Source organism: Ferrimonas sediminum (genome assembly GCF_900100175.1).
GTDB lineage: Bacteria > Pseudomonadota > Gammaproteobacteria > Enterobacterales > Shewanellaceae > Ferrimonas > Ferrimonas sediminum.
Genome location: NZ_FNEM01000001.1, coordinates 363,467 through 384,452, shown reverse-complemented (window position 1 = coordinate 384,452; position 20,986 = coordinate 363,467). Strand labels below are relative to the sequence as shown.

Genomic DNA, 20,986 nt, shown 5'->3' with positions numbered 1-20,986 from the left:
GATCTACTGATTCTCTTGTTGTTCTAACTGCCAACCCACGGCCAATCCCGTATCGTACCGAAGATCAATGTATTGTGCTCGTCTTCCTTGCGTTTTCAGTGTCGGCCACAGGTCAATAAACCGTTGCAGACGCTCGACGCCGTCCGTTCTTCCCAGCCGCAGCTCCAGTCCGTCTTTGAGCTGCACCTTCCAGGCATGCCGGGCCGTCAACTCCAGCGCCGCCGGCTCAAACCCATTTAACCGCAAAAGCTGACTGAAGATCAGCCAGTGCTGCCACACTTTTGGGTTGCTGTTCACCGGCCCCCACAATTCGGGCAGCGGCACCAACCCGGGTCGGGCCGGCGCGCTGAATGCATCCGCATCCTGATTCAGCCAGTGGTCGCCATTCCAGTGCGCCCGGGGCTGCTGCTCCACCAGATACACCCGTAGGCGGTTGGGCCACTCCCGGCGTACCGTCACCCGCTTAACCCAGGGCAATTCGGTCAACGCCGCAGCCACACCCTGCATATTGGCGGTCACCAGGCTGGCGCCGTCAATCTCTGTCAGCGCCTGTTGCACCTCGGCATCCGAGGTGAACTGCCGCTCCCCCACGAGAGCGATTTCACTGATGGGCAACCGATCGGCGTCCGCCAGCGTCTGCCCGAGACGGTTGCCGCCCCATGCCAACAGCACCAGCACCAGCACCAGCAACAGCACCCCCATCAGGGAATACCAGTTGACCACTGGCCATCGCCATTTAGGCAGTGCCGGCAAGGAGACCATGGCTTACCCCAGGGTCTGGGCCAAAATGGCCACAACCAGAGCCTGGAAATCCAGGCCGGTGGCCTGCGCCGCCTTGGGCACCAAGCTGGTCTGGGTCATGCCGGGCACGGTATTCACCTCCAGCAACTGCCACTCGCCATCGGCGCTGCGCATCACGTCCACCCGGCCCCAACCGCTGGCGCCCACTGCCTTAAACGCATCCAGAGCCAGGGCTCGAAGCTGCTGCTCTTCCCCTTCAGACAGGTCACACGGACACAGGTAGCGGGTCGCAGTGGACTGGTACTTAGCCTGATAGTCGTAAAACTGGTTGTCGGTCTGCATCTCGATGGCTGGCAGCGCCTGCTCTCCGAGGATTGACACTGTGTACTCGGGGCCATCAATGAAACGCTCTATCAGGATCTGGCGGTCGTATTCCAGCGCCGCTTCGATGGCCTGTTGCAGCTGCGACTCGGTGTCGGCAATGGCCATGCCGATGGAAGAGCCTTCATTGGCAGGTTTCACCATCACCTTGCCACCCAGGCGCGCCAACATGGCGCCAACCTGGTCGGCCTGAAACGTCTCCTGGCGGGCCACCTCAAAGGCCGCCGTCGGCAACCCCATGCCGGCCCACAGCATCTTGGTGCGAATCTTATCCATGGCCAGGGCGCAGCCAAGCACGCCACTGCCGGTGTAGGGCAGGCCCATGTGGTCGAGGGCTCCCTGCAGGGTACCGTCCTCGCCGCCACGGCCATGAAGCACCACAAACACCCGATCGAACCCCTCCTGCTGCAGCTGAGCCAGGGGGCGCTCCGCCGGATCAAACGGGTGAGCGTCCACGCCGGCGGCCTGCAATCCGGCCAGAACCGCCTGTCCGGAATTCAGAGAGATCTCCCGCTCGGCGCTGCTGCCACCGAACATCACCGCCACTTTGCCAAACTTACTCATCGCCTACCTCTTTCATGGCGTCAATACTCAACTTCATCGCGCCCAACTGCTTGGCCAGGGCGCCAATGTTGCCGGCCCCCTGAGTCATCACCACGTCACCGTCCTGAATCAGGTCCGCCAACACTCCGGGCAACGCCTGGGGCGAGGCCACGTAGATGGGGTCCACTTTCCCCCGGCCACGGATCGACCGGGCCAGGGCGCGACTGTCGGCGCCGGGAATCGGCTCCTCACCGGCGGCATACACCTCCAGCAGCAGCAACTGATCCACTTCGCCCAGCACCTGGCAGAAATCGTCATACAGATCCCGGGTGCGACTGTAGCGATGCGGTTGATACGCCATCACCAGCCGGCGCTCGGGCCAGGCGGCACGGGCAGCGCGAATGGTGGCCGCCACCTCGCTGGGGTGGTGACCGTAATCGTCCACCAGCAAGGCCCGGCCGCGACCGGTATCAAATTCACCGTACTGCTGGAAGCGGCGGCCGATGCCTTCAAACTGCGCCAGGGCTGAGACAATGGCCGCATCGTCGATGCCGGCGTCGGAGGCCACCGCGATGGCCGCCAGGGCGTTGAGGGCGTTGTGCCTCCCAGGCAGCGCCAGGGTCACCTTGAGGTCATCGCAGCCATGGCGCTGGACCACAAACTCGCTGTGGGTGCCGTGCTGAACGAAATCCCGCCCCTGCACGTCGACGTCGCTGCCAAAGCCGTAGGTGGTCACCTGACGGCTAACCCGGGGCAGAATCGCCTGCACACCGTCATCGTCGCCACACACCACCGCCAGACCATAAAACGGCAGATTGTGAAGAAACTCGATAAAGGTGTCGTGCAACCGGCCCACGTCACCACCATAGGTGTCCATATGGTCCGGTTCGACGTTGGTGACCACCGACACCATCGGCTGCAGATGCAGGAAGCTGGCATCGGACTCATCGGCTTCGGCAATCAAAAACTTACCCGACCCCAGCCGGGCGTTGGTGCCGGCGCTGTTGAGCAGTCCGCCGATGACAAAGGTCGGATCCAGCTGCGCCTGGGCAAAGATGCTGGCGATCAAACTGGTGGTGGTGGTTTTCCCATGGGTACCGGCGATGGCGATGCCGTGGCGGAACCGCATCAGTTCCGCCAGCATCTGGGCACGCTGCACCACGGGAATCCGTCGCTCACGGGCCGCCATGATCTCCGGATTGCTGTCGGCAATGGCGGTAGAAGCCACCACCACGTCCTTGTTGGCCACCCAGCGGGCATCGTGGCCCAGGTGAATCACTGCCCCGAGCGCCTTGAGCCGATCGGTCACCGCATTTTCGGCGATGTCGCTGCCGCTGATGCGATAGCCCTCATTGGCCAGCACCTCGGCGATGCCGCCCATGCCCGCACCGCCGATTCCGATAAAATGAATCGCTTTTACTCGGCGCATGGCGCCCATTCCGTTCTGCATGGCTGAATTACTCATTGTGTTGCCCCCCGGCGGCCTGGATGCACTCCTGCGCCACCAACTGGGTGGCCTGAGGAACCGCCACCTCGGTTGCCGCCCGCGCCATGGACATCAACCGCTCTGAATCATGAGCCATTTGGGTGAGCCGGAGCGCCAGGCTTTTAGGCGTCAGCTTGGACTGAGGCATCAATTTGGCCGCCCCTGCGGCCACCAGGGCCTCGCTGTTTTTCGTCTGGTGATCATCCACCGCATGGGGAAACGGCACCAGAATCGAGGGTCGGCCGGTGGCGCTAAGTTCGGCCACGGTCAGGGCACCCGCCCGGCAGATCACCAGATCCGCCCAGGCATAGGCGGCCGCCATGTCATCAATAAACTCCGACACCTGCACCCCCACGGCCGGAGCCATGGCCTGCCAGGCATCCCGGGTGGCGGCCTCGTTGCCACGCCCAACTTGATGCCAGACGGTCAAGCTGGTGTTCGGGCCCAGACGCTGCGCCGCTTGGGGTAGGGTCTCGTTGAGCACCTTGGCCCCCAGGCTACCGCCGACGATCAATACCTTGAGCTGATCACCCGGGACCACAGGATGATCCCGGCCCACCGCCAGCAACTCCTCTCGCACCGGGTTGCCAACCCGGCGGGCATCCCGGCCGGGAAAGACGCCGTCGAAGGCGCATAGGATGCGACTGGCGAAGCGAGCAAGGATACGGTTGGTGGCGCCGGCGACGGCATTCTGCTCGTGCAGCACCACCGGGGTCCCCCTGAGCCAGGCAGCGATGCCACCGGGGCCGGCGGCGTAGCCGCCCATGCCCAGCACCACATCCGGCTTACGCCGACGCTGAATACGCCAAGACTGGTAGATCGCCTTGAGGATCTGCAGGGGCGCCTTGAGCTTACGCATCAAACCATTGCCCCTCACTCCCTGGATGTCGATGAAGTCGATCTCAAACCCATGCTGAGGCACCAGACGGGCCTCCATGCGATCGGCAGTGCCCAGCCAACTGACCTCCCAGCCCTGCTGCCGCAGTTGCCGGGCCACAGCCAGAGCTGGAAATACGTGACCGCCGGTACCGCCGGCCATCACCATTAATCGTTTAGGAGCCGTCATCACTGCCCCCCTTTTTGCCAGGGGTTGCCCCGGCCAATCGTCGCTCGTAATCGACGCGCAGCAATACAACGGCTGCGACGGTCATTACCCATAAACTGCTTCCACCATAACTGACCATGGGTAACGTCAATCCCTTGGTTGGCAACAGACCAACACTGGCACCGACGTTTACCGCGGTTTGAAAACTGAACCAGATACCGATGCCGTAGGCAAAATAGCCGGCAAACGCCTGATTGGCCTGCAGTGCCAGGTTGCCAATGCGCAACGCCCGCAGCGCCAGAGCCAATTCCAGCAGCAGCACGAAGGTGACGCCGGCAAACCCCAGCTCCTCACCCAGTACCGCAAAAATAAAATCCGTATGAGCCTCGGGCAGGTACTCCAGCTTCTGGATGCTGTTGCCCAGCCCCTGCCCCAACCAGTCGCCGCGACCATAGGCCATCAGGGACTGGGTCAACTGGTAACCGGCCCCGAAGGGATCGGCCCAGGGATCCCAGAAACTGGTGACCCGTCGTAGCCGGTACGGAGCCGAGATGATCAGCCCCACCACCAGAGACACCCCCAGCAACATCAGGGCAAAGAAGTCCCTCAGCTTGGCGCCAGCCAGGAACAGCATCCCCATCACGGTGACAAACATCACCACCACGGTGCCCAGATCCGGCTGAGCCAGAATGAAGCCGGCGTACACTCCCAGGGTCACAAAGGGTTTCAAAAAGCCCTTCAGCTCCTCCCGAACCTCCTGATGACGCCGCACCAGATAACCGGCCAGGTACAGGAACAGGGTGAATTTGGCCACCTCGGCGACCTGAATATTCACCGGTCCCAGCGGTAGCCAGCGGGTCGCGCCGTTGACACTGCGGCCGACGAACAGCACCAGCACAATCAGCACCAGTCCCCCCAGCATCAACTGGGTACTGCGCTGTTGCCACCAGCTCATGGGGATTCGCAGCCCCAGTGCCAGGATCACCAGGGCACCGCCGAGAAACGCCAGGTGGCGTTTAACGAAATAGAGCGGATCGCCAGTCAGACTCTGTGCCTCCGCCAGTGACGCCGAGGTCACCATCACCAGGCCGATGGCTGCCAGCGTCAACAACAGCAACAGCAGGAAGCGGTCGTACAGCGGCGACTGGCCCGAGCGCGCCCCCAGCCAGCCCATCAGGCCGCTGCGTGGCAAATCCAGTGACAGCTGCTGCTCGGTAGACGCCATTCAGACCGCCTCCGCCGCACGTTGAAAGCTGTCGCCGCGTTTCATGTAGTTGGCGAACATATCCAGGCTGGCGCAGGCGGGGGACAACAACACCATGTCGCCCTCAACGGCCACCGCCGCCGCCCGGCGCACCGCACTCTCCATGGAGTCGCACTGCACCGCCCCGGCAAACAGCGCCGCCAGCGACGGGCCATCCTGCCCAAGGGTAAACAGACTCGCCAGCCGCGAGGCAAACACCGGCGCCAGCGGCGAGAAATCGGCACCCTTGCCGACGCCACCGGCAATCAGATGCAACCGGCCGGGAAACTCTGCCAACCCCTCCAGGGCTGCCAGGGTAGCGCCCACATTGGTGGCCTTGGAGTCATTCACAAAGTGGATGCCGCGTTTCACCGCCACCGTCTGGCAGCGATGTGCCAGGCCGCCAAACTGACGCAGCGCCTGGCGCATGGCGTCATGGCCGATGCCCACCGCCGTGGCCAACGCCATGGCCGCCAGGGCGTTAGCCTGATTGTGTTGCCCCACCAGCGCCATCTCTGCCACCGGCATGATCGCCACCGCCCCGTCCCACAACTGGCCATCGGCCAGATGGAAGCGGCCCGCCTGCAGGCCGAAACTCCAGGCCTGCGGGTTGTCGCAGTGAGTATTGCGATCATCGTGGTTGTGCAGGCACAGCTGGGCACCGTCATAGATGGTGCGCTTGGTGTCGCAGTAGTGATCGAAGTCCCGGTAACGATCCAGGTGGTCATCACTGACATTGAGCACCGTGGCGATGCGCGGCGCCAGGCTGTGAGTGGTTTCCAACTGAAAACTGGACAACTCCAGCACATAGACGTCGTGGCCACGGTTCAGCAGCTGCAACGCTGGCACGCCGATGTTACCGCCGACGCCGGCACTCAGGCCGGCCGCCTCGATCATCTCCCCCACCAGAGTCGTCACCGTCGACTTGCCGTTGGAGCCGGTAATGGCGATCACCGGCTTGTCCGCCTCACGGGCAAACAACTCGATGTCGCCAATGGCCTCCACCCCGGCCGCCATGGCTTCGGCGATGGCGGGCGTGGCCAGGGCAATGCCAGGCGACACCACCAGGGTCCTAGCCTGCATCAGACCGGCGGCATCGAACGCTCCACTCAGCAGCGCCACATCGGAAAACTCGGCCGCCAGCTCGTCTGCCCCGGGTGGCGTCTCGCGGGTGTCCCACACCGCAATGGTCTCGCCACGGCCATGGAGATGGCGCACGCAGGCCAGGCCGGTAATGCCCAGCCCCAGTACCAACCAATCCACTCGCGACGTCAGACTCACGTTAACGCACCTTAAGGGTCGCCAGACCCAGTAGCACCAGACACAGGGAGATGATCCAGAAACGGACGATCACCCGCGGCTCCGGCCAGCCTTTCAATTCGAAATGGTGATGAATCGGCGCCATCTTGAAGATGCGCTTGCGGCGCAGCTTGAAGGAGCCCACCTGCAAAATCACCGACAGGGTTTCCATCACGAAGATGCCCCCCATGATCACCAGCAGGATCTCTTGGCGGGTCAGCACCGCAATCGCCCCCAGTGCCGCGCCCAGCGCCAGCGAGCCCACATCCCCCATAAACACCTGGGCCGGGTAGGTGTTGAACCATAAAAAGCCCAATCCGGCGCCCACCATGGCGGTACAGACGATCACAAGCTCACCAACCCCGGGCAGATAGGGGATATGCAAGTAACGGGAGAACTCCGCGTGGCCGGACAGGTAGGCCACCAGGGCAAACGCCGCCGCCACCATCACCGTCGGTACAATCGCCAGGCCGTCCAGGCCGTCGGTCAGGTTGACCGCATTGGAACTGCCGACGATGGTGAAGTACACCAACAGAATAAACAGCGGCCCCAGCTGCGGCATCACATCCTTGAAGAAGGGCACCACCAGCATGGTCTCATCCGGACTTTGCGCGCTCCACAGCAGGTAGGCACCAACCAACAGGGCAACGGCCGATTGCCAGAAGTACTTCCAGCGGGCAATCAAGCCTTTAGGATCCTTTCGAATCACCTTGCGGTAGTCGTCGACAAAGCCGATGGTACCGTAGGCCCCCAGCACGAACAGCATCACCAGCACGTAACGGTTGGTCAGCTCGCCCCACAGCAACACACTGATAAAGATGCCGCCCAGAATCATCAGCCCGCCCATGGTCGGGGTGCCGCGCTTGCTGAAGTGGGACTCGGGGCCGTCGTCACGGACCACCTGACCGATCTGCATATCCTGCAGATAGCGAATCAGATAGGGGCCCATGAACAGGCAAAAACACAGGGCCGTCAACAAGCCAAGAATGGAGCGGAACGTCAGATAGGAAAAGACGTTAAATCCACTGTGGAACTGGGCCAGGTACTCGGCCAGATAAACCAGCATCTACTTCTGTTCTCCATATTGTTCCTGCAAAGCGTCTATGACTCGCTCCATGGCGGCGCCGCGGGAACCTTTAATCAATAGGGTCACCGGCCCGGCCCAATCAGGCAGGCTGCGGATGACGGCGGCGATCAAATCCGATTGAGCCGCAAAATGACGTCCTGACGAGTGGGGCGCCGAAACCGAGCGGCTTAATGTACCCACTGTCAGCACATGGTCAATCTCTTTTTTCAGAGCATGTCGACCGACATCCAGATGCAGCGCATCGCTGTCGCCCCCAAGCTCTCCCATATCTCCAAATATCAGCACCCGGGTGCCGCTGAGTTCGGCCAGGGTATCGATAGCAGCCTTGCTGGAGGCCACGCTGGCGTTGTAACAGTCGTCGATCACCAGCAGTCCCGGCTGCAATGGCAGCGGCCGCATTCGACCCTTGACCGGTACCAGGCTATGCAGCCCGGCCTGAATCTTATCCAACTCAATGCCGGCAGCGGTAGCCAGGGCCGCGGCCGCCAGGGCATTGTCCACCTGGTGCCGCCCCACCAGAGGCAGGGTGACCGTACGGGCACCATCAACCCGGTTAAGGCTGAAACGGTAACACCCATCACCGAGGCGCTCGATATCGGTGGCGTGCAGATCGGCATACTGACGACTGGAGTAGGTCAGGATTGGGCGGGTACCGATGTTGTCGCGAATGGCATCGGCTTTATGATCGTCGAGATTCAGCACCGCCACGCCGTCGTCAGTCAGGTGTTCAAAAATCTCACTCTTGGCGGCGGTCACGCCCTCAAGGGAGCCAAAGCCCTCCAAGTGGGCGGCCTGCACGTTGTTGATCATCGCGACATTGGGCCGCACCAGCGACGAGGTATAACGAATCTCACCGGCGTGGTTGGCTCCGAGCTCAAACACGCCGTAACGGTGCTGAGGCTCCAGCCTCAGCAGGGTCAGGGGCACGCCGAGATCATTATTAAAGTTCCCCAGCGTCGCCAGCGTCTCGCCCTGCTGCCGAAAGATGGCCGCGGCCATCTCCTTAACCGAGGTTTTGCCCACCGAACCGGTGATCGCCACCCGGTAGGGTGCCAGCTTACGGCACAACCAGGCGCCCAGTTGCCCCAGCGCCAGGCGCGTATCGGCCACCATCACCTGTGGCAAAGCCACCGGCTGCGGTTCGCTCACCAGCGCGGCAGCGGCCGTTTGGGCAACCGCAGCCACGTAGCCATGGCCGTCAAACTGCTCGCCCTGGATCGCCACAAACAGTCCGCCGGCCACGACCTGGCGGCTGTCGGTAAACAGCTGCTCAACCTCGACGTCGTCGCCCAATAGCTGGCCGGACACGATCTGCGCCAGCTCAGACAAGGTCAGTTTAATCATCCTTGCCCTCCATCACCTGTTGCACCCAGTGACGTTCGTTGTAGTCTTGCCGGGTATTGCCAATAATCTGGTAATCCTCGTGGCCCTTGCCGGCCACCAGGATCATGTCGTTGCTGTCTGCCTGGCGCTGGGCCAGTGATACCGCCTTGGCACGGTCGGTCTCCAGCCACACCCGCGCTTTTCCCACCAGGCCACGTTGCATCTGCTCGATAATGACCTCCACCGACTCGTTTCTGGGGTTGTCCGCCGTCAAGATCAGGTTGTCCGCCACCGATTCCGCTTCCAGCGCCATCAGCGGCCGCTTGCCCTGATCCCGGTCGCCGCCACAACCAAACACACACCACAGTTTGCCTTTGCAGTGGGCCTTCAGCGCCAGCAGTGCCTGCTTGAGGGCGTCCGGCGTGTGGGCGTAATCCACCACCATGGTGGCCTTGCCCGGTGCCGTGAACGCTTCCATCCGCCCCAGCGCCGGTTGCAGTTGAGTCACAGCGTCAAGCAGTGGTGCCAGAGGCACATCGCGCACCAGCATGGCCGCCAACGCCGCCAACAGGTTGGCCAGGTTGAAGGCGCCGATCAGCGGCGACGCCAGCTCAAATTCACCCCAGCTGGAGCGCACCGTGGCATTAACCCCGCCGCTATGATATTCAGCCCGGGTCACCGACAGGTACTGGCCGCGGCAACTGGCCCCGTCGAGACTGTAACCGACACTCGGGCGTTGGGAGTTCCATTGACGGTGCCACTGGGCACCGTATTGGTCATCCAGATTGAATACAGCGGCACCCACGCCCGGTAACTGGAACAACCGCAGCTTGGCATCGGCATAACTGTCCATGTCACCATGGTAATCCAGGTGGTCACGGCTGAGATTGGTGTACACCGCCACATCAAAGCGGAGGCCGTCCACCCGGTGCTGGCACAGGCCGTGGCTGGAGATCTCCAGTGCCACCGCATCGGCCCCTTCTACCGCCTGCTGCGCCAGGTTCCGGGCCACGGTAATGGCGTCTGAAGTGGTGTTGACCGAGGGCTTCAGCTGGCCCCAGAGGCCATTGCCCACGGTGCCCATCACGCCGGCCGTTTGGCCCAGATGATGATGCAGTTGCGCCAGCAGCTGGGTCACTGTGGTTTTACCATTGGTACCGGTGACACCATAGAGTACGGGTTGGGACGCCTCGGGGTACGCCGCCACCGCCATGGCCGACAGCGCCTGGTTCAATCCGGTCAGGCCGATGCGAAGTACCGGCTTCTGCTGCAACACGCCGCAGCGGTCGGACTCCTCCAGTACCGCTGCCGCCCCATTAGCCACGGCAGCGTCGATGTAATCACGTCCGTCCACCAGGTGCCCCGGCAGGGCCACAAACAGGTCCCCGGGCTCAACCCGGCGGCTGTCCAGGGTCAACCCCTTAACCTCTATGCCCGTTGACAGTGGCATCCACGGCGCTAACAGATCATCAAGAGCGATCATTCACGCCTCCTCGTTTGGCGGCTACCCGCACCGATGGCTTCGGAGTATAGGGCGCGACGTTCAACATCTGCAGTGCGCCCGCCATCACCTTGGCAAAGACCGGCGCAGCCACGGTGCCGCCGTAATACTGTTCCCCTTTCGGGTCGTTAATCACCACCGACATCGCCAGCCGGGGGCGCTCCGCCGGCGCCAGACCGGCAAAATAGGTTACGTAGTCGTCACCATAGCCTCCGGCCACCGCCTTACGGGAGGTACCTGTCTTGCCGGCCACGGTGTAACCGTCGATGTGGGCCTGCTTGGCGGTGCCCTCGGGGCCGGTGATTCCCGACAACATGGTCACCACTTCATCGGCGACCCACTCGGGAACCACCTGCTCAGCCGGCGGCAGTTGATCGGCGCGCACTTTCAGCACGGAGGCCGGATGCTTACGTCCGCCGTTACCGAGGATGGCGTACACCTTGGCCAGTTGCAGCGGTGTGGCACTGAGGCCATAACCGAACGACAGGGTCGCCCGCTCAAAATCGGACCAACGAGTGCGTCGCGACAGCACTCCGGTGGACTCGCCCGGCAGGTTCACGCCGGAATAATCCCCAAGGCCAAAGCCGGCATAGCTGTTGAGGACGGTCTCCACATCCATTCGCAGGGCCAGGTTGGCGGTGCCCATGTTGCTGGATTTCAGCAGCACATGGGTCAAATCCAGTTTGCCCAGGTTGCGGTAATCTCGAACAATGCTGCCACCGATGCGGCGCCAGCCCGGGCTGGTGTTGATCACCTCATCGGGCTTGACCACCCCCTCTGCCAGCGCCGTGGCCACCACCAGAGGCTTGATCGTCGACCCCGGCTCAAAGGTATCGGTAATGGCCCGGTTGCGCATGGCGAAGCTCTGCATACTGCTACGCTGGTTGGGGTTGTAGCTGGGGGTGTTCGCCATCGCCAGCACCTCACCGGTGACGACATCCATGATGACGATGGAACCGGATGAAGCCATATGGTATTCGGTGGCCTTTTTCAGTTCCCGGTAGGCCAGGGACTGCAGTCGCATGTCGATGCTGAGCTTGAGATCATTGGGGTTCTCCCCCTCTTCGATCACCGACAGATTCTCAACCACCTTGCCGTCGCGGGATTTACGCACCTTCATCTTGCTGGCCGAGCCGGTGAGCCAGTTGTCATATTGGCTTTCGACCCCCTCCAGCCCCTTGTCATCGATGTTGGTGATCCCCACCAGCTGCGCCGTGATCTCTCCCGCCGGATAGTAGCGGCGGGATTCCGGCTTCAGGCCAATACCGGGAATGCGCAGCTCGCGCACATAACGGGCCAGAGCCGGAGTCACCTGACGCTTCAGATAGACAAAACGACGCTTAGGATTGGCCTTCAGGCGGGCTGCAAGCGCCTCGGGCTGCTCATCGATAACCTCCGCCAGTGCCTGCCAGCGCCGCTTATCGTCAAAGCTGTGGCGCTGATTCAAAACCTTGGGATCCGCCCAGATCGCCTCGACCGGCACGCTGACCGCCAGCATCTCACCGTTACGGTCGGTGATCAGCCCGCGCTGAACTTCGTGGGTCTGGGTACGCAGCGAGCGCATGTCCCCTTCGTTGATCAGCCGATCCGGTGAGATCACCTGGATGTAGGCCGCACGCGCGACAATGGCCACAAACACGCTGCAAAGGGCAAAGACCACGAAGCGGTAGCGCATCTGAAACAGCGTTGGCCTCAGCTTCTGCTTGGCGCCGGACTTCGCCGCCGGCTTGGCGGCTTTGGTGGCACGGGCATTGGGACGCCGGCTGCGGCGTTGGCTGGGTTTCATGGCAACCTCACCACCACTTCCTGCCCCGGTGCCGGCCGACTCATGCCCAGCTGTTTTTCCGCCAACCGGCTGACCCGGCTGTGTTCGGTAAGGGTTTGCTCCTCCAGCAACAGGTGGCGCCATTCGATATCGAGTTCATCGCGACGCTGACGCTGATCGTTGAGATTGTTGGTCAGCAATCGGGCCTCATACGCGGTCCAGACCACCCCCAGGGCACTCACCAGCACCAGCACGCTCAGCAGCACCACGCCTTTGTGTTGCCACAGATCTCGCCAGATGATGCCTGCCAGGCTGGAGTCGCCAATCATGGGTTACCCCAATCGCTCGGCAACCCGCAGCACCGAGCTGCGGGAACGGGTGTTATCGGTCACCTCGCCATCCGATGGCTTTAACGCCTTGCCGACGGTCTTCATGGTTCGAGTCTTATTGATCTGCTCCTCGGTCAGGGGCAGGCCCGGAGGCAACGGTTCGCCTTGACTCTGCCGGCGCATGAAGCGCTTGACCATGCGATCTTCCAGCGAGTGGAAACTGATGATCGACAAACGTCCCTGTGGTGCCAGTGCCACCAGGGAGCCTTTCAGCGCCTGCTCGATCTCCTCCAGCTCGCTGTTGATGTAGATGCGCACCGCCTGGAACGTGCGGGTCGCCGGGTGCTTGCCCTTCTCCATCTTATGTTTCGGGGTGATGTCTTCTATCAATTTCGCCAGGTCCCGGGTCCGCTCCAGTGGTTTACCCTCCTCAATGTGGGCCTTGATGGCCCGGGAGATGGGACCGGCGTACTTGTCTTCGCCGAAGGTACGAATCACCCAGGCGATATCCTTAGCATCGGCTCGGTGCAGCCACTGTGATGCGGTTTCGCCCTGGGTATTGTCCATCCGCATATCCAGCGGCCCGTCTCTCAGGAAGCTGAAGCCGCGTTCGGCATCATCCAGTTGGGGTGACGACACCCCAAGGTCCAGCAGCACGCCGTCCACCTGCCCCACCAGGTCACGCTCTTCCAGGTACCCGGCCAATCCGGAGAAGGGACCATGGATGATGGTGAACCGAGGATCCTGCTGCTGCAGTTGCTGCCCCACCTGTACCGCCTGGGGATCACGGTCGATGCCAAACAAACGGCCATCGGGTCCGAGGCGCGACAGAATTTCCCGGCTATGACCGCCACGTCCGAAGGTCCCATCGATGTAAGTACCGTCGGTTTTGATGTTCAATCCGTCCACTGCTTCTTTCAACAGCACGGTTACGTGACTAAAAGTTTCCGCCATTAGAGGGCAAATTCCTGTAAACGTTGGTTATCAATAAAGGCTTCCGCTTTCAAAGCGGTCTGAGAATCGGCAATCTGTTGCTGCCAATTGCTTTCCGACCAGACCTCAAATTTATTGAGCTGGCCGACCAGCATCAACTGCTTGTCCAGTTGCGCGTAGTGTCGTAAAGGGGGAGGTAATAACACCCGGCCCATGCGGTCCATCTCCACATCGGCGGCGTAGCCCAGCAACAGCCGTTTGATGGCACGTTCACTGGGTTGGGTGTCGGACAGGGTCGCCAGTTTTTGCTCGACCTTCTGCCAGGCATCCAGAGGGTACAGCAGCAGACAAGTCGACTTGATGTCGACGGTCACCACCAGCTGATTGTCGTTTTGCGCGCACAACAACAGCCGGTATCGCTTTGGTATGGCGATCCGGCCTTTGGCATCAAGAGAGATGCTACTGGCGCCTCTAAACAAAAGCTATCCCATCCCTGTTAAATACAATCGGACGACTTTATCCCACAAATAACCACTTTTTCCCACAAGCTACCAAGTTTATGGACACAAAGCGAGTATTGTCAAGGTGAGACGATCGGCGTCAAATCCCGTCAGAATGGGATTCTTACAGTTATTTTTTAACTAGTTAACCCACGACCACCGGTGGGTTAACCGGAGTAATCAGAGTCATTAACTGAGCAAATAAACAAAAAGGCTGCCCGAAGGCAGCCAATCCATTTACCGGTCACCCTTGCGGGTTACTGGTTGTCCCAGTACAGGGTATTGGCTGACGCCAGATACGGCCGGTACCAATTCGGCGCACCGTAGTGCCGCAGTATATGATCACTGATGTCACCGATGCGTGCATCGTACGCCTGCAGATCGATCCAGTCATAGCCCACGGCCACCTGATCCCAGGTGGAACTCAGCCCGGTGCCATCCACACCAAAGCTGGCCATCGCCGGTGCCACGAACACATTGCTGACCATGGTGTTGGCCAGGCAGGTCAGCGGCTGGTCGCTGTCCAGCATCCCCTCCTGACGGGCCAGAACCATGAAGCCTACATCCAGGTGGGCGTGATTAAAGTCTTCCATCTTGCCACTGCCGTCGGCCTTGTACTGATAATCCCAGGTACAGACATTGTTGCTGTCCGCATTGAGGTTATCCATATAGAAGCCAAGGATTTCATTGGCCTTCTGACCGAGGTCGCCGCTATCGCTGGTCCACTTGTTAAGGTAGATCATCGCCACACCCAGGGTCATGTTGTGGTTAAACGGCAGAGGATTGGAGTACAAACCACTGTCACCGGTATCGGCATTATCCGGATTAACGTAAAAATAGGAGCCCTGAATCGCCGCATTCTTAGTGGTGCTGAATGAGGTGTTGTGGGCCCGGACAATCACTTTCGCCCGCTCAATGTAGCTGTCTGCCTTGGCCATATAGCCGGTCAGATTTTCGCTCTTGATGTAATCCGCCAGCCGCATGATGGCGTTGAGGATCATGCCGTCGGTCAGAGCCTCATTGCGCCAGCCACCATTATAGGGACGACGCCAACCCGGAACCGGCAACCCGGGTGTGGTCAGATACAGCTTCGGCGCCAACTCATGGTAGGGCTCATTGAAGATGTTCAGCTCACCACGCTCAACCCGCTGTTCATCGGTGTAATACAGCATGTGATCCGCCAGTTCTACCGCGTAATCCACGTATTTACTGTCGCCGTAGGTCTGAGCCATGCGCACATAGGCCCGAAGCCAATAGTGCCCTTCCCAGGCATACACCAGGTTGTCGTTACCCTTGGTCTCGTTCAACACCGGCCGCTGGTTACCATAGATCTGCTCGAAACGGGCATCCCAATCCGCCTGGCTCGCCAGGTGGGGCATGGGGGCCTTGACGTTCGACTCAATGGCGCGCCAATCGGACGCCGCCACATTCATCAACAGATGCGTGCCGTCGGCGCCTGCTCCGGAAGCCACCACACCCTTGTCCTGTTTAAAGCTCAGGGCACGGGAGTGGTCGTTGTTATCCAGATCAATCAGCGCCAGTGACTGCAACGCCCCCTGGGAGTATTGCTCCTGCTGACGATACAACCAGTTATAGGTCACCGAAGTCGGGCTCACCGCACCACTGCTGGTGGTGGCGCTGCTACTGCCATCCGATGCGCTCAGGCTGCCATTAGCCACGGTGATCTCCACGTAATGGCTCTGATCGAATGCCAATTGACCACCGACAGACACCGTCTGACCATTCCAGCGACCTTCGACGCTGTTGTGGGTAAAGGCCAGGTAATCGCCATTGGCCGCAGAGGACAACAACATGGTTTTGGCACCCGCCTCAACCGCAATCTCGTCCAGCCAGGCCACCACCCGGAAATCACCATCGGCACGCCAATCGGCGATCTCGCCATAGGCATCTTGACCATTAAACACCACCGCATCGGAGCTCAGAATGATCCCCACCTCCGGATCTGGGTCCGGCTCTGGATCTGGGTCCGGCTCTGGATCTGGGTCCGGCTCTGGATCCGGGTCCGGCTCTGGCTCTGGCTCCGGCTCTGGATCCGGATCCGGGTCCGGCTCTGGATCCGGGTCCGGCTCTGGATCCGGGTCCGGAATGACCGGTGGTGGATCCGGATCCGGCGAAGGATCCGAAGACCCGCCTCCACACCCACTCAGGGTCACTGCTAACAGGGTGACTGAAAACAACGTTTTCAGCTTAACCAGGCCGTTGGGGCCCAGCTCAAAATGCCGATTTGACATTAAATGCTCCTAAATCGGCAGACAATTTCACGCGACGGTTGGTCGATACACTTACGGTACCGTTGTTCCCTCAATACACCACATACGACATGAGGTAATCCCGCTATCTTTGGCCTACGCCTTAAGACCGGAGATTTTGCGTCGCCAGCTCTCGCTGGTTTTGCCTTTGTCTGCTGTCTAAACACACCCGATGCCGCTGCAGTTGCCGCGAACATCGAATAACGAAGTGGGAAGAGAATACTCAAGGCCCATTTTTTAGACAAACAGCTCAAAAACCCCCTCTTGAAGAAATTAATTTACTGATTCCGCACAAAAAACGATCTTTATTAATTGCACTTATGCATGCAATTAAGGCGGCACAATCAGATACCAATTTCGGGAGGTCTTTTACAATCGTTTGTTCTGAGGCCAATTTTAGAGGTCGTAGCAGGAGCAAGCCCGGCACCGTCGCAAAATGCGAAAGCTTGAGCGCTAAAGATCAATGTTGTGATCAAGATCACGGTAGCGATGTGGAGAAAATCCCTTTTTTGTAACTCAACTTCGCCAAGCGAGCCCTGGCAGAATCCAGGCTTTACTAAATCCGAAAGGTTGTCCAGGAACAAAACAAAAAAAACCGGAGCGTCGGCTCCGGCTTTTCAGTTATCTAAGGCTCACTTGATGACCCTGAGGGTAGGTCGGCCCGGTTCAGGACGGTTGTCCTGCTCGTCGGTAACCTCTTCGATACCGGCCTCATTCTGCTGCTGATCCAGTTGAAGCTCATAGCTCGGCTCTGGCGGGAACAGGGTTCCGGCGCCATTTTCCCGAGCATAGATAGCCTCACAGGCATACAGCGGTACCACAATGGCTTGCGGCTGGCCGCCAAAACGAGCATTAAAGCTCACATCGTCATTACCCAGCTGCAGATTGCCCACCGCATGGGGAGCAATGTTCAGCACTATCTGGCCATCCTGTACATACTGAGTCGGTACCTGGACACCGGGCAACTCGGCATTGACCGCCAGATGGGGGGTCAGATCATTATCAACCAGCCACTCATACAGTGCCCGTAACAGGTAGGGGCGTTGTGGTGATAGGCTGTGCTCCACCTCAGACACCGATGCGCAGCTCGCGCTCGGCTTCGGTCAGCGACGCCTTAAAGGATTCGCGCTCGAAGATGCGGGTCATGTAGGCCTTCACCTCATTACTGCCACGACCGGCCACTTCGATGCCCAGCTGGGGCAGACGCCAGAACAGGGCCGCCAGGTAGCAATCGACCAGAGTGAACTCTTCGCTCATGAAGTAAGGGGTTTCCGCAAACACTGGGCTCAGACCCAGGATGCTTTCGGTCAGCTGCTTGCGAGCCGCATCGGCTTTCTCGCCACGCATAATACGCTCGGCCAGTGCATACCAGTCATTCTGGATGCGGTACATCATCAGGCGGCTTTGACCACGGGATACCGGATACACAGGCATCAACGGCGGATGAGGGAAACGCTCATCCAGATACTCCATAATGATACGGGAGTTGTACAGCACCAATTCACGATCGATCAGGGTCGGAACGCTGTTGTAGGGGTTGAGCTCTGCTAAGTCTTCCGGTAGCTGGTTTGGATCAACCTGGATTACCTCGACACCGACGCCCTTCTCCGCCAAGACAATGCGTACTTGGTGGCTATAGAGATCACTAGCACCGGAATACAGCGCCATTACAGAGCGTTTATTGGCAGCAACAGCCATCGACATCCTCCAAACTCACTCAGAAACGATAAAACATTTGGGGGCAAGAATGCCCCCAAATGCGCAAGAGGTAGATTGTAACCTGTTATTGGCGATTAGTGTACATCTCGCCAATATTCCTTCTTCAAGAAAAACGCAATAACAAAGAAGAACGCCAGGAAAGCCAATACCCATTTACCAATACGTTCACGCTCCAGCTTCACCGGCTCGCCGGTGTAGGTCAGGAAGTTGGTGATATCCAGAACGTACTGGTCATACTCTTCGGCATTCATCTGACCGCCGCTGGCGACGATGGTGCCGTCTTCCTGCAGCACCGGTGTCCCCTGCAGTCCTTCCAGCACATGGGGCATACCCACGGCGGGGAACACCAGGTTGTTGACACCGAAGGGGCGGCTTTCATCCACATAGAACGACTTCAGGTAAGAGTAGATCCAGTCCGGGCTTTTCAGACGCGCTTCCAGGGTCAGATCCGGTGGCGGCGCACCGAACCAGGTCGCCCCGTTGTCGCTGCTCATGGCCGATTTAATCTGCTCACCCACCTTAACATCACTCAGGATCAGGTTGCTGACCTCCTCTTCGGTCATCTCGAGGTCATCGGCGATGCGTTGGTAACGCTGGTACTGCAGGCTGTGACAGCCACTGCAGTTGTCCATAAATGCCTGTGCACCCCGCTTGAGCGACGCCTTATCGGTCAGGTCAATGTTGGCACTGACCACGTGTTCATTGTTGCCGCCGGCGGCAAACACCAGAGCCGGCAGGCAAGCCATCAATACTGCGATTACCTTTTTCATTAGCCTGTCACCCTTTCTGGAAGCGGTTTGCACTTTTCGTTCTTGCTGTACACAAACAGCAGCACGAAGAAGCCGAAGTAACCCAGGGTACAGATGCGTGCCAGCAGGGTCAGGGTCGGAGTCGCCGGTACGGCACCCAGATAGCCCAGAATGATGAAGCAAACCACAAACTGTGACAGGTTCACCCGGTGCAGCATGCTGCGGTAGCGGATGGACTTCACCTTACAGCGGTCCAACCAGGGCAACACAAACAGCACACCGATGGCGGCGCCCATGCCGACCACACCCAGCAACTTATCCGGGATGGCCCGCAAAATGGCGTAGAACGGCGTGAAGTACCACACAGGTGCGATGTGCTCCGGCGTCTTCAGCGGGTTGGCCGCCTCGAAGTTCGGACGCTCAAGGAAGTAACCGCCGCCCTCGGGCATGAAGAACAGCACGTAGCAGAAGATGATCAGGAATCCGGCCACACCCATGATGTCTTTCACGGTGTAGTAAGGGTGGAATGGAATCGCATCCACCGGCCAGCCATCCGGGCCTTTGTTCTTCTTCACTTCGATGCCGTCCGGGTTGTTGGAACCCACTTCGTGCAACGCGATGATGTGCAGGAACACCAGCACCACCAACACCAGAGGCAGGGCAATCACGTGCAGGGCAAAGAAACGGTTCAGCGTGGCACCGGAGACCACATAGTCGCCTCGAATCCACAGGGTCAGATCGTCACCGATGACCGGAATGGCACCAAACAGGGAGATGATCACCTGAGCACCCCAGTAGGACATCTGTCCCCAGGGAAGCAGGTAACCCATAAAGGCTTCGGCCATCAGGATCAGGAAGATCAGCATGCCGAAGATCCACAGCAGTTCGCGGGGCTTCTGGTAGGAGCCGTACATCATGCCGCGGAACATGTGCATGTAGACCACCACGAAGAAGGCGGAGGCGCCGGTGGAGTGCATGTAACGCAGCAACCAGCCAAACTCCACATCCCGCATAATGTATTCTACCGAGGCGAACGCGCCTTCGGCGGTGGGGACGTAGTTCATGGTCAACCACACGCCGGTCAGCAACTGGTTCACCAGAACCAGCATCGCCAGAGAACCGAAGTAGTACCAGAAGTTAAAGTTTTTAGGAGCCGGATACTGGCCCACGTGCTTGTTGTACGTGGCCGTCATCGGGATCCGCTCGTCGATCCAGTCAATGATCTTTCTCATAATCAGGCCACTCCCTTCTCAACGCCGATCAAAATGGTCTTTTCATCAACATAGAAGTGCGGCGGAATCACCAGGTTCAACGGTGCAGGCACCCCCTGGAAAACCCGGCCGGCCATATCAAATTTTGATCCGTGGCAAGGGCAGAAGAAGCCGGAAGGCACGCCTTCGACCTGCTGGCCAAAGGTATCGGGCTGATAGGTTGGTGAGCACCCAAGGTGGGTACACAGGCCAACGGCGACAAAATATTCGTCCTTGATGGAACGGAAGGCATTCTGAGCGTATGGAGGTTGTTGAGGCTCGACGGAGTCCGGATCACGCAGCTGGTCACCAATCTTGGTTAACCCGTCCAGCACCTCTTTGGTGCGTCGTACGATCCACACTGGCTTACCGCGCCACTCAACGCGCAGCAGCTGTCCAGGTTCCACTTTACTGATATTGACTTCTACTGGAGCACCAGCGGCTTTTGCCTTGGCACTCGGGTTCCATGATTTAATGAATGGAACCGCAACAGCAGCGGCGCCGACACTGCCCACTACGGCTGTAGCAGCGGTCAGGAATCTGCGACGTCCATTATCGACAGGCGCATTGCTCATCCACTTTTCTCCCATTGGGGTCTGCTTTTATTTTTTAATGATCCGAGCAGTTGTTACCCAAATTGTGGTTTCAGGTAGCGCTGGAGCTCGGTCGCGCGCCCATTATATAGAAAAATTAGAGATAGATCATACTTTCCATGGGGATATTGTGCTGAATAACAATAATTTGAAAACATGAGTTGGCGATAAGTTTACAAAACAGTGGATTGCTCTTTGATTTTCAACAGACATAAAAAAACCCGCTGAC

Annotated in this window: 19 protein-coding genes and 1 riboswitch; all 19 genes read right to left on the bottom strand. The window is 59.5% G+C overall.

Annotation, left to right across the window (positions count from 1 at the left end; genetic code table 11):
• Positions 1-3: 3 nt before the first annotated feature.
• The 19 genes from BLT77_RS01765 to petA all read right to left on the bottom strand — a co-directional run bounded on the left by BLT77_RS01765 (position 4) and on the right by petA (position 20,739).
• On the bottom strand, positions 4-723 hold the full coding sequence (locus BLT77_RS01765) for a cell division protein FtsQ/DivIB (protein WP_245709838.1): 720 nt from the start codon (positions 721-723) through the stop codon (positions 4-6).
• 42 nt (positions 724-765) lie between these two features.
• Positions 766-1,686 carry a D-alanine--D-alanine ligase gene (locus BLT77_RS01760; RefSeq protein WP_090361005.1) on the bottom strand — a complete coding sequence of 307 codons (921 nt, stop codon included), beginning with the start codon at positions 1,684-1,686 and terminating at the stop codon, positions 766-768.
• The gene (murC, locus tag BLT77_RS01755; protein WP_245709837.1) at positions 1,679-3,115 is read right to left on the bottom strand and encodes a UDP-N-acetylmuramate--L-alanine ligase; all 1,437 of its coding nucleotides are present in this window, start codon (positions 3,113-3,115) and stop codon (positions 1,679-1,681) included. The genes BLT77_RS01760 and murC overlap by 8 nt, the downstream gene beginning before the upstream one ends.
• Positions 3,116-3,122: 7 nt before the next feature.
• Positions 3,123-4,220 carry an undecaprenyldiphospho-muramoylpentapeptide beta-N-acetylglucosaminyltransferase gene (gene murG / locus BLT77_RS01750; RefSeq protein WP_176819159.1) on the bottom strand — a complete coding sequence of 366 codons (1,098 nt, stop codon included), beginning with the start codon at positions 4,218-4,220 and terminating at the stop codon, positions 3,123-3,125.
• Entirely contained in the window at positions 4,204-5,421 is a 1,218-nt protein-coding gene (ftsW, locus tag BLT77_RS01745) for a cell division protein FtsW (RefSeq protein ID WP_090360998.1), read from the bottom strand. Before ftsW ends, murG begins: the two co-directional genes overlap by 17 nt.
• Entirely contained in the window at positions 5,422-6,714 is a 1,293-nt protein-coding gene (murD, locus tag BLT77_RS01740) for a UDP-N-acetylmuramoyl-L-alanine--D-glutamate ligase (protein ID WP_090361352.1), read from the bottom strand.
• A 7-nt stretch (positions 6,715-6,721) separates the two neighbouring features.
• On the bottom strand, positions 6,722-7,804 hold the full coding sequence (gene mraY / locus BLT77_RS01735) for a phospho-N-acetylmuramoyl-pentapeptide-transferase (RefSeq protein WP_090360996.1): 1,083 nt from the start codon (positions 7,802-7,804) through the stop codon (positions 6,722-6,724).
• Positions 7,805-9,169 carry a UDP-N-acetylmuramoyl-tripeptide--D-alanyl-D-alanine ligase gene (locus tag BLT77_RS01730; protein WP_090360991.1) on the bottom strand — a complete coding sequence of 455 codons (1,365 nt, stop codon included), beginning with the start codon at positions 9,167-9,169 and terminating at the stop codon, positions 7,805-7,807. It abuts the gene before it with no gap.
• Positions 9,162-10,631, bottom strand: coding sequence for a UDP-N-acetylmuramoyl-L-alanyl-D-glutamate--2,6-diaminopimelate ligase (gene murE, locus BLT77_RS01725; RefSeq protein ID WP_090360988.1), 1,470 nt, complete (start codon positions 10,629-10,631; stop codon positions 9,162-9,164). The genes BLT77_RS01730 and murE overlap by 8 nt, the downstream gene beginning before the upstream one ends.
• Positions 10,618-12,324 (bottom strand): penicillin-binding transpeptidase domain-containing protein, encoded by a 1,707-nt coding sequence (locus BLT77_RS01720; RefSeq protein ID WP_218126888.1) that lies wholly within the window; start codon positions 12,322-12,324, stop codon positions 10,618-10,620. The genes murE and BLT77_RS01720 overlap by 14 nt, the downstream gene beginning before the upstream one ends.
• 107 nt (positions 12,325-12,431) lie before the next feature.
• Positions 12,432-12,743, bottom strand: a complete 312-nt coding sequence (ftsL, locus tag BLT77_RS01715; RefSeq protein ID WP_090360982.1) for a cell division protein FtsL — start codon at positions 12,741-12,743, stop codon at positions 12,432-12,434.
• A 3-nt stretch (positions 12,744-12,746) separates the two neighbouring features.
• Positions 12,747-13,697 (bottom strand): 16S rRNA (cytosine(1402)-N(4))-methyltransferase RsmH, encoded by a 951-nt coding sequence (rsmH, locus tag BLT77_RS01710; RefSeq protein WP_090360979.1) that lies wholly within the window; start codon positions 13,695-13,697, stop codon positions 12,747-12,749.
• Positions 13,697-14,155 carry a division/cell wall cluster transcriptional repressor MraZ gene (gene mraZ / locus BLT77_RS01705; protein ID WP_090360976.1) on the bottom strand — a complete coding sequence of 153 codons (459 nt, stop codon included), beginning with the start codon at positions 14,153-14,155 and terminating at the stop codon, positions 13,697-13,699. Before mraZ ends, rsmH begins: the two co-directional genes overlap by 1 nt.
• 278 nt (positions 14,156-14,433) lie before the next feature.
• Positions 14,434-16,428 carry a hypothetical protein gene (locus tag BLT77_RS01700; RefSeq protein ID WP_176819158.1) on the bottom strand — a complete coding sequence of 665 codons (1,995 nt, stop codon included), beginning with the start codon at positions 16,426-16,428 and terminating at the stop codon, positions 14,434-14,436.
• Positions 16,429-16,518: 90 nt separating this feature from the next.
• Positions 16,519-16,603: riboswitch (cyclic di-GMP riboswitch) on the bottom strand.
• 475 nt (positions 16,604-17,078) lie between these two features.
• Positions 17,079-17,513, bottom strand: a complete 435-nt coding sequence (locus tag BLT77_RS01690) for a ClpXP protease specificity-enhancing factor (protein ID WP_218126882.1) — start codon at positions 17,511-17,513, stop codon at positions 17,079-17,081.
• Between the two features lies 1 nt (position 17,514).
• Positions 17,515-18,144, bottom strand: coding sequence for a stringent starvation protein SspA (gene sspA / locus BLT77_RS01685; RefSeq protein ID WP_028111500.1), 630 nt, complete (start codon positions 18,142-18,144; stop codon positions 17,515-17,517).
• Between the two features lie 95 nt (positions 18,145-18,239).
• Entirely contained in the window at positions 18,240-18,935 is a 696-nt protein-coding gene (locus BLT77_RS01680) for a cytochrome c1 (protein ID WP_090360967.1), read from the bottom strand.
• Positions 18,935-20,146, bottom strand: coding sequence for a cytochrome b (locus BLT77_RS01675; protein WP_425431706.1), 1,212 nt, complete (start codon positions 20,144-20,146; stop codon positions 18,935-18,937). Before BLT77_RS01675 ends, BLT77_RS01680 begins: the two co-directional genes overlap by 1 nt.
• A 2-nt stretch (positions 20,147-20,148) precedes the next feature.
• The gene (gene petA / locus BLT77_RS01670; protein ID WP_090361348.1) at positions 20,149-20,739 is read right to left on the bottom strand and encodes a ubiquinol-cytochrome c reductase iron-sulfur subunit; all 591 of its coding nucleotides are present in this window, start codon (positions 20,737-20,739) and stop codon (positions 20,149-20,151) included.
• Positions 20,740-20,986 lie beyond the last annotated feature (247 nt).